The sequence below is a fragment of the Streptomyces sp. NPDC085937 genome (genome assembly GCF_044540535.1).
Taxonomy (GTDB): domain Bacteria; phylum Actinomycetota; class Actinomycetes; order Streptomycetales; family Streptomycetaceae; genus Streptomyces.
In genome coordinates this window covers 706,669-721,038 of record NZ_JBITSH010000001.1, presented here as the reverse complement: position 1 = coordinate 721,038, position 14,370 = coordinate 706,669, and the positions used below count along the sequence as shown (strand labels likewise).

18 protein-coding genes are annotated in these 14,370 nt (G+C 68.8%); 1 reads left to right on the top strand and 17 read right to left on the bottom strand.

Annotated features, from left to right (window positions below; genetic code table 11):
- Positions 1-279 precede the first annotated feature (279 nt).
- From glmM to ACIF8S_RS03145, 4 genes are all read right to left on the bottom strand, one after another.
- Complete coding sequence (gene glmM, locus ACIF8S_RS03160) at positions 280-1,638, bottom strand: phosphoglucosamine mutase (RefSeq protein ID WP_399996978.1); 1,359 nt, start codon at positions 1,636-1,638, stop codon at positions 280-282.
- 358 nt (positions 1,639-1,996) lie between these two features.
- Positions 1,997-2,509: a 30S ribosomal protein S9 gene (gene rpsI / locus ACIF8S_RS03155; RefSeq protein WP_033272447.1), complete on the bottom strand. Its 513-nt coding sequence runs from the start codon at positions 2,507-2,509 to the stop codon at positions 1,997-1,999.
- A gap of 42 nt (positions 2,510-2,551) precedes the next feature.
- Positions 2,552-2,995, bottom strand: a complete 444-nt coding sequence (rplM, locus tag ACIF8S_RS03150) for a 50S ribosomal protein L13 (RefSeq protein WP_019526965.1) — start codon at positions 2,993-2,995, stop codon at positions 2,552-2,554.
- 244 nt (positions 2,996-3,239) lie between these two features.
- Positions 3,240-4,445: a glycosyltransferase family 87 protein gene (locus ACIF8S_RS03145; RefSeq protein ID WP_399996976.1), complete on the bottom strand. Its 1,206-nt coding sequence runs from the start codon at positions 4,443-4,445 to the stop codon at positions 3,240-3,242.
- A 74-nt stretch (positions 4,446-4,519) separates the two neighbouring features.
- Here ACIF8S_RS03145 and ACIF8S_RS03140 point away from each other — a divergent pair, with 74 nt between their 5' ends.
- Entirely contained in the window at positions 4,520-5,401 is an 882-nt protein-coding gene (locus ACIF8S_RS03140) for a hypothetical protein (RefSeq protein WP_399996975.1), read from the top strand.
- Positions 5,402-5,416: 15 nt separating this feature from the next.
- Here the strand turns inward: ACIF8S_RS03140 and truA are convergent, their stop codons facing one another.
- The 13 genes from truA to rpsE form a co-directional block, all read right to left on the bottom strand.
- Entirely contained in the window at positions 5,417-6,256 is an 840-nt protein-coding gene (gene truA / locus ACIF8S_RS03135; protein ID WP_399996974.1) for a tRNA pseudouridine(38-40) synthase TruA, read from the bottom strand.
- Between the two features lie 147 nt (positions 6,257-6,403).
- Positions 6,404-6,907: a 50S ribosomal protein L17 gene (gene rplQ, locus ACIF8S_RS03130; RefSeq protein WP_399996973.1), complete on the bottom strand. Its 504-nt coding sequence runs from the start codon at positions 6,905-6,907 to the stop codon at positions 6,404-6,406.
- Positions 6,908-7,098: 191 nt separating this feature from the next.
- A complete protein-coding gene (locus ACIF8S_RS03125) occupies positions 7,099-8,121 on the bottom strand; it encodes a DNA-directed RNA polymerase subunit alpha (protein ID WP_003966937.1) in 1,023 nt (340 codons plus the stop codon).
- Between the two features lie 145 nt (positions 8,122-8,266).
- Positions 8,267-8,671, bottom strand: coding sequence for a 30S ribosomal protein S11 (rpsK, locus tag ACIF8S_RS03120; RefSeq protein ID WP_003956432.1), 405 nt, complete (start codon positions 8,669-8,671; stop codon positions 8,267-8,269).
- Between the two features lie 64 nt (positions 8,672-8,735).
- Entirely contained in the window at positions 8,736-9,116 is a 381-nt protein-coding gene (gene rpsM, locus ACIF8S_RS03115; RefSeq protein WP_004984507.1) for a 30S ribosomal protein S13, read from the bottom strand.
- A 192-nt stretch (positions 9,117-9,308) separates the two neighbouring features.
- Complete coding sequence (gene rpmJ, locus ACIF8S_RS03110; RefSeq protein ID WP_003974245.1) at positions 9,309-9,422, bottom strand: 50S ribosomal protein L36; 114 nt, start codon at positions 9,420-9,422, stop codon at positions 9,309-9,311.
- Between the two features lie 59 nt (positions 9,423-9,481).
- On the bottom strand, positions 9,482-9,703 hold the full coding sequence (infA, locus tag ACIF8S_RS03105) for a translation initiation factor IF-1 (protein ID WP_004927214.1): 222 nt from the start codon (positions 9,701-9,703) through the stop codon (positions 9,482-9,484).
- A gap of 170 nt (positions 9,704-9,873) precedes the next feature.
- Positions 9,874-10,710 (bottom strand): type I methionyl aminopeptidase, encoded by an 837-nt coding sequence (gene map, locus ACIF8S_RS03100; protein WP_399996971.1) that lies wholly within the window; start codon positions 10,708-10,710, stop codon positions 9,874-9,876.
- A 162-nt stretch (positions 10,711-10,872) separates the two neighbouring features.
- Positions 10,873-11,526 carry an adenylate kinase gene (locus ACIF8S_RS03095; RefSeq protein WP_399996970.1) on the bottom strand — a complete coding sequence of 218 codons (654 nt, stop codon included), beginning with the start codon at positions 11,524-11,526 and terminating at the stop codon, positions 10,873-10,875.
- A complete protein-coding gene (gene secY, locus ACIF8S_RS03090) occupies positions 11,526-12,839 on the bottom strand; it encodes a preprotein translocase subunit SecY (RefSeq protein WP_024883207.1) in 1,314 nt (437 codons plus the stop codon). Before secY ends, ACIF8S_RS03095 begins: the two co-directional genes overlap by 1 nt.
- A gap of 242 nt (positions 12,840-13,081) precedes the next feature.
- Positions 13,082-13,537: a 50S ribosomal protein L15 gene (rplO, locus tag ACIF8S_RS03085; RefSeq protein ID WP_024883206.1), complete on the bottom strand. Its 456-nt coding sequence runs from the start codon at positions 13,535-13,537 to the stop codon at positions 13,082-13,084.
- A 2-nt stretch (positions 13,538-13,539) separates the two neighbouring features.
- A complete protein-coding gene (rpmD, locus tag ACIF8S_RS03080) occupies positions 13,540-13,722 on the bottom strand; it encodes a 50S ribosomal protein L30 (RefSeq protein WP_003974250.1) in 183 nt (60 codons plus the stop codon).
- Between the two features lie 2 nt (positions 13,723-13,724).
- Complete coding sequence (gene rpsE / locus ACIF8S_RS03075; protein ID WP_004927232.1) at positions 13,725-14,330, bottom strand: 30S ribosomal protein S5; 606 nt, start codon at positions 14,328-14,330, stop codon at positions 13,725-13,727.
- Positions 14,331-14,370 lie beyond the last annotated feature (40 nt).

Genomic DNA, 14,370 nt, shown 5'->3' with positions numbered 1-14,370 from the left:
TGCCACTCGAGACGCACTCTCGCGCCAGACCGAGGACGACCGCCCCCGCCGCGGCCCCGCACCACCACCCCACCGTGGGCGCTACAGCAACCCCCACCGCACAGAACCCTGCGCCGCAGGCATCAAACCTCAGCCCCCACCGGACAGACCCACAGCCGCACACCGCACGCGCCCCACCGGACAGACCCGCAGGCGTCACACCGCACGCCCCACCCGGCAGAGCCGCAGGCGTCACACCGCACCCCCCACCGGACAGCACCCGCGCCGCAGGCACAACCCTCAGCCCAGCGCCGACTTCACCGCATCAGCCAGCCGCCCCGCCACCGACCCCGCCTGGTCGATGTCAGCGGCTTCCACCATCACCCGCACCAGAGGCTCCGTCCCCGACGGACGAAGCAGAACCCGCCCCGTCTCGCCGAGCTCCCGCTCGGCCTCCGACACCGCCGTGGCCAGCTCCGCCGACGTCTTCACCCGCGACTTGTCCACATCAGGCACATTGATCAGCACCTGCGGCAGCCGCTCCATCACAGAAGCCAGCTCCCGCAACGACCGCCCGCTCTCCGCGACCCGCGCCGCCAGCAGCAGCCCCGTCAGCGTCCCGTCCCCGGTCGTCGCGTGGTCGAGGATGATGACGTGCCCGGACTGCTCGCCGCCCAAGGCGAACCCGTGCTCCTTCATCTCCTCCAGCACATACCGGTCCCCCACCGCCGTCTGGACGAGCCGGATCCCCTCCCGCTCCATGGCGAGCTTGAACCCGAGGTTCGACATCACGGTCGCGACCACCGTGTCGGACCGCAGCGCGGACCGCTCCCGCATCGCCAGCGCGAGGACCGCGAGGATCTGGTCCCCGTCGACCTCCTCGCCCGTGTGGTCCACGGCCAGGCACCGGTCCGCGTCACCGTCGTGCGCGATCCCCAGCGCGGCCCCGTGCTCCACGACGGCGGCCTTCAGCTGCGCGAGATGCGTGGACCCGCAGCCGTCGTTGATGTTCAGCCCGTCCGGCTCGGCCCCGATGGTGACGACCTCGGCCCCGGCCTGCCGGAACGCCTCGGGGGACGCCAGGGAGGCCGCCCCGTGCGCCTCGTCCAGCACGATCTTCAGCCCGTCGAGCCGGTTCGGCAGCACGCTCACGAGGTGGGCGACGTACGTGTCCAGCCCCTCCTCGTGATCCCGCACACGTCCGACCCCGCTCCCGGTCGGCCGCTCCCAGGGAGCGCCGGTGCGGTGCTCCGCGTAGACGGCCTCGATCCGGTCCTCCAGCTCGTCGGCGAGCTTGTGCCCTCCGCGGGCGAAGAACTTGATGCCGTTGTCCGGCATGGCGTTGTGGCTCGCGGAGAGCATCACGCCGAGGTCCGCGCCGAGCGCGCCGGTGAGGTGGGCGACGGCCGGCGTCGGCAGCACGCCGACCCGCAGGACGTCCACACCCGCGCTGGCGAGGCCGGCGACCACGGCGGCCTCCAGGAACTCACCGGAGGCGCGCGGGTCCCGCCCGACGACGGCGGTGGGCCGGTGCCCTTCGAACGTGCCCGCCTCGGCCAGTACGTGCGCCGCGGCCACGGAGAGGCCGAGCGCCATCTCCGCCGTGAGATCCGCGTTGGCGACACCGCGCACGCCGTCCGTGCCGAAGAGTCGTCCCACTTGTCCTCCTGAGGATGCGTCAGTATCGACAGCCGTCCAGGGCCCCGCCACCGAGGTCCCGCCGAGGCGATGGACCGGCCCGTACGGCCGACGGCTGTGCCACTGACAAAGCTGAGCTTCTACTGTGTTCGACCGTTGAATGTTCGACGGTCGCGGACCGTCCGCGGCTCCCGAGCGACGGGAACGCGCACCACGACCTCACCGGGCGTACACCGCGGCGTCACCGCCCGACCATCCGATCACATTAGCGTTTGAGCGCCTTGTGCCGTTATACGCCCACGGCAGTGAATAAACGAACGCCCCGGCAGCACGTTGGCGTGCCGCCGGGGCGTTCGGAGTACGCGCGAGCGCCCTGTGATTAGCGCTTGCTGTACTGCGGGGCCTTGCGGGCCTTCTTCAGACCGGCCTTCTTCCGCTCGACCGCACGGTCGTCGCGGCGCAGGAAGCCGGCCTTCTTCAGCGGACCGCGGTTGTTGTCGACGTCCGCCTCGTTCAGCGCACGGGCGACACCGAGACGGAGCGCACCGGCCTGACCGGAGACACCGCCACCCGCGATGCGGGCGATGACGTCGTAGCGGCCTTCGAGCTCGAGCACCTTGAAGGGCTCGTTGACTTCCTGCTGGTGCACCTTGTTCGGGAAGTAGTCCTCGAGGGTGCGACCGTTGATCTTCCACTTGCCGGTGCCCGGGACGATCCGGACACGGGCGATGGCGTTCTTGCGACGGCCCAGGCCGGCGGCCGGCTGGGGCTCGCCGAAGCGGGAGGCCATGGACTCCGAGGTGTACTCGCCCTCGACGGGCGCGTCCGACTCGGTGGTGTAGCTGTCGATGTCAAGCTCTTCGAGCGGCTGCTCGGCAGTGGTCTCGGCCACGATTCTCCTCAGATTCTCTTCAGTCTTAGGGGGTGGCCGGACTTACTGCGCGACCTGGGTGATCTCGAACGGCACCGGCTGCTGGGCAGCGTGCGGGTGCTGGTCGCCCGAGTAGACCTTCAGCTTCGAGAGCATCTGACGGCCCAGGGTGTTCTTGGGGAGCATGCCCTTGACGGCCTTCTCGATGGCCTTCTCGGGGTTCTTGGCAAGCAGCTCGTCGTAGCGGACGGAGCGCAGACCACCCGGGTAGCCCGAGTGACGGTACGCCATCTTCTGGGTCCGCTTGTTGCCGGAGAGGTGCACCTTGTCGGCGTTGATGATGATGACGAAGTCACCGGTGTCGACGTGAGGGGCGTAGATCGGCTTGTGCTTGCCACGCAGGATGGAGGCGGCAGTGGAGGCCAGACGGCCCAGGACGACGTCCTGAGCGTCGATGACGTGCCACTGGCGCGTCACATCGCCGGGCTTGGGGCTGTACGTACGCACGGTTCGTAGCCTTCGCTTCTTCAGTGAATGGTCCTGACAAGGTCACCGAAGACGATCACGACAGCCCTGACCGCACAGCGGTGACGCAAACCGCGTGCTGGTCGCTGGTCATCGGCCCGGTGGACCGGTGTAAGGGCCCCTCACGTGAGAATGAGTAAGCCACTACACACAACAGAGATGCAGAATACCCGCGCTCGGCCGGACGGGTCAAAACGAGCCCGCCGACCGTGGGGCGCCCCCGAGTCTAAGGCCGCACCCCGCCCTCCACGGGCGAACGCCACTCCTTCGGCTCCTCCCCCGGATCCGCCGCCCCGCGCGCCCCCCGCACACCGTGGTACGCCACCGTCCCCGCCAGCACACACAGCGTGACCGCGTCCCGGAAGGCCCGCCGCTTGTCCGACTCCAGCCACGGCCAGGTCACCCCCGGCAGCTGCGGCACCAGCGCGAGCCAGAACCACGGCCGCCGGGCCACCGACCCCGCGTACGGCAGGCCGGCGAGCAGCAGCGGCAGCACCACCAGCAGGTAGTGGTTGTAGGACGGCCGGGACACCAGGAACGCGGACAGCATCAGCCCGGCGGACGTCTCGGACAGGCGCAGCGCCTCGGGCCCCGACCCCCGCCACCGCCGGTACGCGCAGACCACGCCCACCGCGGCGGCGGCCACCGCCAGCGCCGTGGCCAGGGCCTGCGGTACGCCGAGCCGGGGCAGCACGGCCGCGGGGCCCGCCTCGTAGAGCCGCAGGAAGGCGTCGTCGGCGGTGAACAGGAAGGGCAGGGTCTGCGTGAGGAAGCCCGTGGGATCGGGGAGGAACAGCGCGGCCACCACCGAGGACGCCGCCGGCACCAGCACCACCAGGGCCAGCGCGCCCCACCGGCGCGCGAAGAGGAACAGCAGCGCCATCGGCGCGAGCAGCGGCTTCAGCGCCACCGCCACCCCGATCACCGCGCCCGCCGCCACCCACCGGCCCCGGCTCGCCAGCAGCAGGCACAGGGGCAGCGCCAGTACCGCCGTCACCGTCCAGTTGCCCAGCCGCACCAGCTGCGCGAACGGCGCGAACCCGACCGCCAGGCCGGTCAGCCCGAGGACGGCGAGCCTGCTGTGCAGCGCGACCCTGTGCAGCAGCAGCGCGCACACCCAGCCCAGGACGAGCGCGACGGTCACCAGCACCGGCATCAGGACGTCCAGCACGGACCGCGGCAGCAGCGCCTGCGGGGCGGCGGCGACGACCGCGCTCGGGAAATAGAGGAAGTGCGCGTCGTCGTACGGCGATCCGCCGTCCAGCCAGGTGCGCGCCGCGTCCACGACGATGCTGTTGTCCATGCCTCCGTCCGAGGTCACCAGCACCGTACGGGTCGTCAGCGCGCCCAGCACCGCCAGCAGTCCGGCCCACCAGAGCGCACCCGCAGGTCGCACCAACCACCCGGAGATGTCGCTTTTGTCCGTCGCCATGGACGCAACGCTAGGGCCTCGCGGGCCCGTTGAGGCGGACCAGCACACCCCTTGCCCCGTCTAAGATGCGCCCCATGAGCTTTGGGCAGGGGGGACCTCCGCAGCAGTGGGATCCCTGGAAACCGAATTCCCAGCAGCAGTGGAACAGCGGCAGCGCCGGCGGGTCACCCGACTGGGCCGCGCTCGCCGACGCGTCCGAGGCACGCGCCAAGCGGCGCCGGCTGCTGTTCATAGGCGGCGGCGCACTCGCCACCGTCGCGATAGGCACGGCCGTGGCGGTCGCCGTCGTGTCCGCGAACGGCAGCAACCAGGCCTCCCCGGGCACCTCCTCCCAGCTGCCGGGGACCTCCGACCTGCCGAGCCCCACCGGCACGGTCCCGTCGTTCGCGCCGACGAGCGCGCCGCCCCCGCTGGACCCGAAGGAGTTCGTCGCCAGCGCGCAGAAGGACAAGGCGCCGCTGAGCCCCGACATCCTGTTCCCGGGCACGCAGCTGACCATGGGCGACACGGTCTACAAGAAGGGCCCGACGGCGGACACCACCAACTGCGGCTCCGCGGCCAAGGCGACGCTCCCCAAGGTCCTCACCGACAACACGTGCACGCGGCTGATCCGGGTCACCTACACCCGGGACGGCGTGGCGGTGACGGTGGGCGTGGCGGTGTTCGCTACCGAGGCGCAGGCGACGAAGGCCAAGCAGCAGGCGGACAAGAAAAGCATCGTCAAGTCGCTGTCGGGCGGCGGCGTGAAGGACTTCTGCGTCGGCGCGGTGTGCCGCTCGACGACCAACGCCTACGGCCGTTACGCCTACTTCACCCTGGCCGGCTTCACCAACGGCAAGGACGTGACGGAGAAGGACAAGGCCGTCTTCAAGACCGGCGACGACCTCCAGGAGTTCACGTACCGTCAGATCCGCCGCAGGGGCGAGGCGCAGGCGTCGGCGGCGGCGGTCGGATAGCGCCGCCGCGCGATGTCAGCAGCAGCCGGCCGGCGGCAGGGTCCGCTTGTTGCGCGCCTCGACACTGCGCGCCGCGAGCAGCTCGTCGGCCGGGTAGCCGACCTCCTCCAGGGTCAGGCCGTGCGGGCGTACGACATGGACCGCCGAGTCCCGTACGCCCGCCGCCAGGACCTTCGCCGGCCAGTCCGGCGGGCGGTGGCCGTCGCCCACGAACAGCAGCGCGCCGATCAGCGAGCGCACCATGTTGTGGCAGAAGGCGTCGGCCCGCACGGTGGCCGTGATGATCCCGTCGTCCCCGCGCACCAGGCTCAGCTCCTGCAGCGTCCGGATCGTCGTCGCGCCCTCGCGCCGCTTGCAGTAGGCGGCGAAGTCGTGTTCGCCCAGCAGTCCGCGCGCCGCCTCGTTCATGGCGTCCACGTCCAGCGGCCAGTCGTGCCACAGCACGTGGTTGCGCAGCAGCGGGTCGACCCCGCCGGGGTTGTCGGTGACGCGGTAGGCGTAGCGCCGCCAGATCGCGGAGAACCGCGCGTCGAAGCCGCTCGGCGCCTCCCGCAGCGCCCACACCCGTACGTCCCGCGGCAGCCGCCCGGCGAGCCGCTTCAGCAGCTTGGTGCGGTGCTCGGCCCACACCTCGCGCGGCAGGTCCACGTGCGCGACCTGGCCGCGGGCGTGCACACCGGCGTCGGTCCGCCCCGCCACGGTCAGCTCGTACGTCGTCGTGGACCGCGTCACGGTCCGCAGCGCGTCCTCGATCTCCCCCTGCACGGTCCGCCGCCCGCCGGCCTGCTTGGCCCACCCGGAGAACTCGGTCCCGTCGTAGGAAAGATCCAGCCGAACCCGCACCACACCACTCACCCGGACAACTCCATTCCCAAACGAAGCGGGCCCGCTCCTCGAAAGAAGCGGGCCCACCGGTACGCCCCGAAGGGGCGCGGGGAACTGCGCGACCAGCCACGACGAGAGCCGCAGCCAAGGCGACCACCCAGTCCCCGCCAAAAACGCTTACGCGTCCTTCGACTCCTCGGCCGCGGCCTCGTCGTCGCCCTTGGTCGTGTCGACCTTGGTCTCCACGGCCTCCGCAGCCTCGGCGTCCTTGGCGGACCGCTTGGTCGCCGCCTCCGCCTCGCCGACCGCGGCCTGCTGCACCGTCAGCGCCTCGACCAGCTCGATGACGGCCATGGGCGCGTTGTCGCCACGGCGGTTACCGATCTTGGTGATGCGGGTGTAGCCACCGGGACGGTTCTCGTACCGCGGGCCGATCTCGGTGAAGAGCGTGTGGACGATGCTCTTGTCCGTGATGACCTGGAGCACCTGACGGCGGTTGTGAAGGTCGCCCTTCTTCGCCTTGGTGACCAGACGCTCGGCGTAGGGACGCAGCTTGCGCGCCTTCGCCTCGGTGGTGGTGATGCGGCCGTGCTCGAACAGCGCCTTGGCGAGGTTCGCGAGAAGCAGCTTCTCGTGCGCGGCACTGCCGCCCATACGGGCACCCTTGGTGGGCCTCGGCATGATGTATCTCCTGTGTGTCTGCCCCGGCCGTATCAGGTACCGGAGTCAGTATCCGAGCAGGCGGACGCCTGTCGGAGATCCAGGACGCCTTCACAGACGTCCTGGAGGACCCGCGCCCCCGAAGGGGCGCGGGGAACTGCGCGACCAGCCGAAACCGGCCGGCAGTCAGCAACGGACCGCAGGTCCCGAGCTCAGTACTGCTCGGTCTCCACGAACCCGGCGTCCGCGTCGTCGTCCGCCCCGAAGGCGTCCGCGGCGGCGGTCGGGTCGAACCCGGGAGGCGAGTCCTTGAGCGCCAGGCCCATGCCGGCCAGCTTGGCCTTGACCTCGTCGATGGACTTCGCACCGAAGTTGCGGATGTCGAGCAGGTCCGCCTCGGACCGCGCGACGAGCTCACCCACGGAGTGGATGCCCTCACGCTTGAGGCAGTTGTACGACCGGACCGTGAGCTCCAGCTCCTCGATCGGCAGCGCCAGGTCGGCGGCGAGGGCGGCGTCCGTCGGGGACGGACCCATGTCGATGCCCTCGGCGTCGATGTTCAGCTCGCGGGCGAGACCGAACAGCTCGACCAGGGTCTTGCCGGCCGACGCCATGGCGTCACGCGGGCGCATGGCCTGCTTGGTCTCGACGTCGACGATCAGCTTGTCGAAGTCGGTCCGCTGCTCGACTCGGGTCGCCTCGACCTTGTAGGTGACCTTGAGGACCGGCGAGTAGATCGAGTCGACCGGGATCCGGCCGATCTCCTGGCCGACCTGCTTGTTCTGCACGGCGGAGACGTAGCCGCGACCGCGCTCGACGGTCAGCTCCATCTCCAGCTTGCCCTTGCCGTTGAGCGTGGCGAGGACGAGGTCCGGGTTGTGCACCTCGACACCGGCCGGGGGCGCGATGTCGGCGGCGGTGACCAGACCCGGGCCCTGCTTGCGCAGGTACATCACGACCGGCTCGTCGTGCTCCGAGGAGACGACCAGCTGCTTGATGTTGAGGATCAGGTCGGTGACGTCCTCCTTGACGCCCGGCACGGTGGTGAACTCGTGCAGGACGCCGTCGATGCGGATGCTGGTGACAGCGGCACCGGGGATCGACGACAGGAGGGTACGGCGGAGGGAGTTGCCGAGGGTGTAACCGAAGCCCGGCTCCAGCGGCTCGATCACGAACCGGGAGCGGAATTCGTCGACGACCTCTTCGGTCAACGAGGGACGCTGAGCGATCAGCATGTGTGGATCAGATCCTTCTTTCGTGGACGCCCGCTATTTGACGCCCGACGGAAACCGCACCCGGTGACAAGTGCGGGTACTGCAAGGGTACGGGCGATACGGCCCTTGCGAGCCGTACCGCCCGGAACCTCAGGAAACCGGTGCCTCAGACGCGGCGGCGCTTGGGCGGACGGCAGCCGTTGTGCGGGGTCGGGGTGACGTCCTGGATGGAGCCGACCTCGAGGCCCGTGGCCTGCAGGGAGCGGATGGCGGTCTCACGACCGGAACCCGGGCCCTTGACGAACACGTCGACCTTGCGCATGCCGTGCTCCTGGGCGCGGCGGGCAGCCGACTCGGCGGCCATCTGCGCGGCGAACGGCGTGGACTTCCTGGAGCCCTTGAAGCCGACGTGGCCGGCGGAGGCCCAGGAGATCACGTTGCCGGACGGGTCCGTGATCGAGACGATCGTGTTGTTGAACGTGCTCTTGATGTGCGCGTGGCCGTGAGCGACGTTCTTCTTTTCCTTGCGGCGCACCTTCTTGGCAGCGCCCTGACGACCCTTGGGGGGCATCTATAACTCCTACGGGAGGTGGTCGGTCCTGCAGCAAGACCGCTGGATGAGCGTCCGCTGAGGACTACTTCTTGCCCGGCTTCTTCTTGCCGGCGATGGCGCGACGCGGGCCCTTGCGGGTACGCGCGTTGGTGCTGGTGCGCTGACCGCGGACGGGCAGACCGCGACGGTGACGCAGACCCTGGTAGGTACCGATCTCGACCTTGCGGCGGATGTCGGCCTGGATCTCGCGACGGAGGTCACCCTCGGTCTTGATGTTGTTGTCGACGTACTCGCGGATCGCGACGAGCTGCTCCTCGGAGAGGTCGCGAACGCGGGTGTTCGGGTCGACGCCGGTGGCGGCCAGCGTCTGCTGCGAAAGGGTCCGGCCGATGCCGAACACGTAGGTGAGGGCGATCTCCACGCGCTTTTCGCGCGGGATGTCAACACCGGAAACGCGTGCCATTCAATGGCTCCAGTTGATTGTCGGAGGTCTTCCACAGGACCGGATCCCCGCCCGCCGTACCAGGTACGGGCCGGGTCCCCGGCCTCCGAGCCGGGGGTGTCGAGCCGTGCGGCTCGGGTCCTGCGTATGAACGTGTGTTGCTCGCGTCGCGCGAAGTCTGCGGAAGTCGCAGAGGGTGGATCAGTGCTGCGGTCAGCCCTGGCGCTGCTTGTGGCGCGGGTTGTCGCAGATGACCATGACCCGGCCGTGACGGCGGATCACCCTGCACTTGTCGCAGATCTTCTTGACGCTCGGCTTGACCTTCATGGGTGTGAGGTTCTCCGGGTCAGTGCCATCACCCCGGCGGGCCGGGGAGCGGGCAAGATCTACTTGTACCGGTAGACGATCCGGCCACGCGTCAGGTCGTACGGAGACAGCTCCACCACGACCCGGTCGTCAGGGAGGATGCGGATGTAGTGCATACGCATCTTGCCGCTGATGTGTGCCAGGACCTGGTGGCCGTTCTGGAGCTCGACCCTGAACATGGCGTTCGGAAGAGACTCGACGACAGTGCCCTCGATCTCGATGGCACCTTGCTTCTTGGCCACGCTTCGCCCTTCGAATCGACTACCTTGATCGACTCTCGCGTGCACCATGACCACATGCAGACATGCGGGTGCACAAGAGCCGACGAGTCAGTCTACGTCAGCGCACCCGGAAAAACGAATCGAGAGATCCTGCCCCATCCGGGAGATCCTTAACCGAGCGCCGGCCATCGTCAGGCCAGCGGGTCCGGCGCCGCCGTGATGCCCATCTCGGCGAGCTTCGCCTTGCCGCCGTCGGGAGCGGTGAGGACCAGCGGGCCCTGCTCGGTCAGGGCGACCGAGTGCTCCCAGTGCGAGGACCAGGTGCCGTCGGTGGTGATCACGGTCCAGTCGTCGGAGAGGACCTCGGTCCGGGGGGTCCCGAGGGAGACCATCGGCTCGATCGCCAGGCAGAAGCCGGGGACCAGCTTGGGGCCCTTGCCGCGCTTGCGGTCCACGTAGTTCAGCAGGTGCGGGTCCATGTGCATCTCGGTGCCGATGCCGTGGCCGCCGTAGTCCTCGATGATCCCGTACTTGCCGCCGCCGGGCTTGGGCTGGCGGCGGATGTACGTCTCGACGGCCCGGGAGATGTCGACCAGCCTGTTGCCCTGCTTCATGGCCGCGATGCCGGCCCACATCGACTCCTCGGTCACCCGCGACAGCTCGATCAGCTCCGGGGAGTGACCCGAGCCGACGAACGCGGTGTACGCGGCGTCGCCGTGCCAGCCGTCGATGATCGCGCCGCAGTCGACGGAGATGATGTCCCCGTCCTTGAGGATCACGTCGTCGGACGGGATGCCGTGCACCACGACCTCGTTCACCGAGGTGCAGATGGTGGCGGGGAAGCCGCCGTAGCCGAGGAAGTTCGGCTTGGCGTCGTGCTCGGCGAGCACCTTGCGGGCGACCTGGTCCAGATCCTTCGTGGAGGCCCCGGGCACCGCGGCCTCCCGGGTGGCCGCGTGGATGGCGGCGACGACCAGCCCCGCCTCGCGCATCTTGGCGATCTGCTCAGGGCTCTTGATCTGCACCATGGGGACGACGGCCTTTCTGGACCAGAGGTAAAGACGAACGCTTCCAACGATACGGGCGTCCGCCGCCCCGGTTCCCGCCGAGGGGCGGCAAAGCGGGTCCCGCCCACGCCACAGCCGCGGCCCCTCGGAGGGGAACCGCGGCTGTGAACGGCGGGAGCGGGGCTACTGGCGGCTCTTCAGCGCCTCCAGCGCCCGGCCGGTGACCTCGTCGACGGGACCCATCGCGGAGATGGTCACCACCAGGCCCTGGGCCCGGTAGTAGTCGATGATCGGCTCGGTCTGCGTGTGGTAGACCTCCAGCCGCGTGCGGACGGTCTCCTCGGAGTCGTCGTCACGCTGGTACAGCTCGCCACCGCAGACGTCGCAGACGCCCTCCTGCTTCGAGGGGCTGTAGGTCACGTGGAACACGTGCGCGGAGTCCTTGCGGCAGACGCGCCGGCCGGCGATCCGCTTCACGACCTCGTCCTCGGGGGCCTCGAGGTCGAGCACCGCGTCCAGCTTGATGCCCTCGGTCTTCAGCAGCTCGTCCAGCGCCTCGGCCTGCGACACGTTGCGCGGGAAGCCGTCCAGCAGGAAACCGCCCTCGGCGTCGGGCTGCTCCATGCGGTCCTTGGCCATGGCGATGGTGACCTCGTCGGGGACGAGGTTACCGGCGTCCATGTAGGACTTCGCGAGCTTCCCGAGCTCGGTCTGCCGGCTGATGTTGGCGCGGAACAGGTCGCCCGTGGAGATGTGCGGGATGCGCAGTTTCTCGGCAAGGCGGGTTGCCTGCGTGCCCTTCCCAGCACCCGGCGGCCCGACGAGGACGATTCGCATCAGCGGAGGAACCCTTCGTAATTGCGCTGCTGGAGCTGGCTCTCGATCTGCTTCACGGTCTCGAGACCGACACCCACGATGATCAGGATGCTGGTCCCGCCGAACGGGAAGTTCTGGTTCGCCCCGAAACCAACCAACGCCATCGTCGGTACGAGAGCGATCAACCCCAAGTACAGCGAACCCGGCCAGGTGATCCGGTTGAGTACGTAACTCAGGTACTCAGCGGTCGGTCGGCCAGCCCGGATGCCCGGGATGAAGCCACCATACTTCTTCATGTTGTCCGCGACTTCCTCGGGGTTGAACGAGATCGCCACGTAGAAGAACGCGAAGAACACGATGAGCAAGAAGTACAGCGTCACGTAGATCGGGTGGTCACCGCGGACGAGGTGCGACTCGATCCAGGTCTTCCAGCCTGAGGTGCCGCTGGAGAACTGCGCGATCAGCGCCGGGATGTACAGCAGCGACGAGGCGAAGATGACCGGGATCACACCGGCCTGGTTCACCTTCAGCGGGATGTAGGTGGACGTGCCGCCGTAGGAGCGGCGCCCGATCATGCGCTTCGCGTACTGGACGGGGATCCTGCGCTGGGCCTGCTCGACGAAGACGACCAGGCCGACCATGACCAGGCCCACGGCGATGACGGTGCCGAACTCGATCCAGCCGCCCGCCAGGCTGCCCTGCTCCTTGATGGCCCACAGGGCGGAGGGGAAGGTGGCGGCGATCGAGATGAACATCAGGATCGACATGCCGTTGCCGACGCCGCGGTCGGTGATGAGCTCACCGAGCCACATGACCATGGCCGTACCGGCGGTCATGGTGATGACCATGGTGATGGTCACGAAGATCGACTGGTCGGGGACGATCTGGCCCGCGACCGGGCAGCCCTGGAAGAGGGCGCCGCTGCGGGCGGTGGCCACCAGGCCGGTGCCCTGCAGGATGGCGAGCGCGACCGTCAGGTAACGGGTGTACTGCGTGATCTTCGCCGTGCCGGCCTGTCCCTCCTTCTTGAGGGCTTCCAGGCGCGGGATCACCACGGTCAGCAGCTGCAGAATGATGCTCGCCGTGATGTACGGCATGATGCCGAGCGCGAAGACCGTGATCTGGAGCAGCGCACCGCCGCTGAACATGTTCACCAGACCGAACAGACCCTGGTTCGCCTGGGCGGCGTCGATACAGGTCTGGACGTTCCGGTAGTCGACACCCGGGATGGGAATGTGCGTACCGACCCGGTACACCACGATGATGCCGAGCGTGAAGAGCAGCTTCTTGCGCAGGTCGGGCGTCTTGAACGCCCGGGCGAACGCGGTGAGCACGGTGCCTCCTGCGACCCCCCGCGCAACTGCGTCAAGGGTGATGGTCTGAGATTCCGACTGAGGACGAATACGTAACGGTCAACTGCCGCCCTGAGTGCCCCGCGTGGGGCGCCCGAGGTCAACGGGCAGCGCAGGCCACCTTACCGGCGAGACTGCCGCCCTAGGAACGACCAACCGGGGATACCCCATTTGTGGGGTATCCCCGGTCGGGATCGCTCTACGTCATCAAGACACCTGACGGGTCAGACGAGCTCGGTGACGGTACCGCCGGCGGCGGTGATCTTCTCCTTGGCGGAGCCGGAGACGGCGTCGACCGTCACCTGCAGCGCCACGGAGATCTCGCCCTGGCCCAGGACCTTGACGAGGCTGTTCTTGCGTACGGCGCCCTTGGCGACCAGGTCCTCGACCGTGACCTCTCCGCCCTCGGGGTAGAGGGAGGCGAGCTTGTCCAGGTTCACGACCTGGAACTCGGTCTTGAACGGGTTCTTGAAGCCCTTGAGCTTCGGGAGACGCATGTGGAGGGGCATCTGCCCACCCTCGAAGCGCTCCGGAACCTGGTAACGGGCCTTGGTGCCCTTGGTACCACGACCGGCCGTCTTACCCTTCGACGCCTCACCACGACCGACACGGGTCTTCGCGGTCTTGGCACCGGGGGCGGGACGGAGGTTGTGGATCTTGAGCGGGTTGTTCTCCGCCATGATCAGTCGACCTCCTCGACCGTCACGAGGTGGCGGACGGTGTGCACCATGCCGCGGAACTCGGGACGATCCTCCTTGACGACCTGCGTGTTGATGCCCTTGAGACCAAGGGAGCGCAGGGTGTCACGGTGGTTCTGCTTGCTGCCGATGTAGGACTTGACCTGCGTAATCTTGAGCTGCGCCATGATTACGCACCCGCCCCGGCACGCGCACGGAGAAGAGCCGCGGGAGCGACGTCCTCGAGGGGCAGACCGCGGCGGGCCGCGATCTCCTCGGGACGCTGCAGGCCCTTGAGAGCCTCCACGGTCGCGTGCACGATGTTGATCTGGTTGTCGGAGCCGAGCGACTTCGACAGCACGTCGTGGATACCGGCGCACTCGAGCACGGCGCGCACCGGACCACCGGCGATCACACCGGTACCGGGCGACGCGGGCTTGAGCAGCACGACGCCGGCAGCCTTCTCACCCTGGATGGGGTGCGGGATGGTGCCCTGGATGCGGGGGACCTTGAAGAAGTGCTTCTTGGCCTCCTCAACACCCTTGGCGATGGCGGCCGGCACCTCCTTGGCCTTGCCGTATCCGACACCCACGGTGCCGTCACCGTCGCCCACCACGACCAGCGCGGTGAAGCTGAAGCGACGACCACCCTTCACAACCTTGGCGACACGGTTGATCGCGACGACGCGCTCAACGTATGCGGTCTTCTCGGCGGCAGCTGCGCCGCCGTCACGGCCCTTCCGGTCCCGCCGCTCGCCGCCACCGGCACCGCCACCGCGGCGCTGGGGTCCAGCCATTGGAATTACCTCTCTCTGTTTCCGCTAGCTACGGAACCGG

What these genes read in the sequence shown, in the direction of transcription:
- rplQ (WP_399996973.1), bottom strand. Translation starts at nt 6,907, where the DNA reads ATGCCGAGGCCCACCAAGGGTGCCCGTATGGGCGGCAGTGCCGCGCAC.
- ACIF8S_RS03140 (WP_399996975.1), top strand. Translation starts at nt 4,520, where the DNA reads ATGAGCTTTGGGCAGGGGGGACCTCCGCAGCAGTGGGATCCCTGGAAA.
- ACIF8S_RS03125 (WP_003966937.1), bottom strand. Translation starts at nt 8,121, where the DNA reads ATGCTGATCGCTCAGCGTCCCTCGTTGACCGAAGAGGTCGTCGACGAA.
- rpmD (WP_003974250.1), bottom strand. Translation starts at nt 13,722, where the DNA reads ATGGCGCAGCTCAAGATTACGCAGGTCAAGTCCTACATCGGCAGCAAG.
- ACIF8S_RS03145 (WP_399996976.1), bottom strand. Translation starts at nt 4,445, where the DNA reads ATGGCGACGGACAAAAGCGACATCTCCGGGTGGTTGGTGCGACCTGCG.
- rplO (WP_024883206.1), bottom strand. Translation starts at nt 13,537, where the DNA reads ATGGCGGAGAACAACCCGCTCAAGATCCACAACCTCCGTCCCGCCCCC.
- rpsE (WP_004927232.1), bottom strand. Translation starts at nt 14,330, where the DNA reads ATGGCTGGACCCCAGCGCCGCGGTGGCGGTGCCGGTGGCGGCGAGCGG.
- map (WP_399996971.1), bottom strand. Translation starts at nt 10,710, where the DNA reads ATGGTGCAGATCAAGAGCCCTGAGCAGATCGCCAAGATGCGCGAGGCG.
- rpsM (WP_004984507.1), bottom strand. Translation starts at nt 9,116, where the DNA reads ATGGCACGCGTTTCCGGTGTTGACATCCCGCGCGAAAAGCGCGTGGAG.
- ACIF8S_RS03095 (WP_399996970.1), bottom strand. Translation starts at nt 11,526, where the DNA reads ATGCGAATCGTCCTCGTCGGGCCGCCGGGTGCTGGGAAGGGCACGCAG.
- rpsK (WP_003956432.1), bottom strand. Translation starts at nt 8,671, where the DNA reads ATGCCCCCCAAGGGTCGTCAGGGCGCTGCCAAGAAGGTGCGCCGCAAG.
- rpmJ (WP_003974245.1), bottom strand. Translation starts at nt 9,422, where the DNA reads ATGAAGGTCAAGCCGAGCGTCAAGAAGATCTGCGACAAGTGCAGGGTG.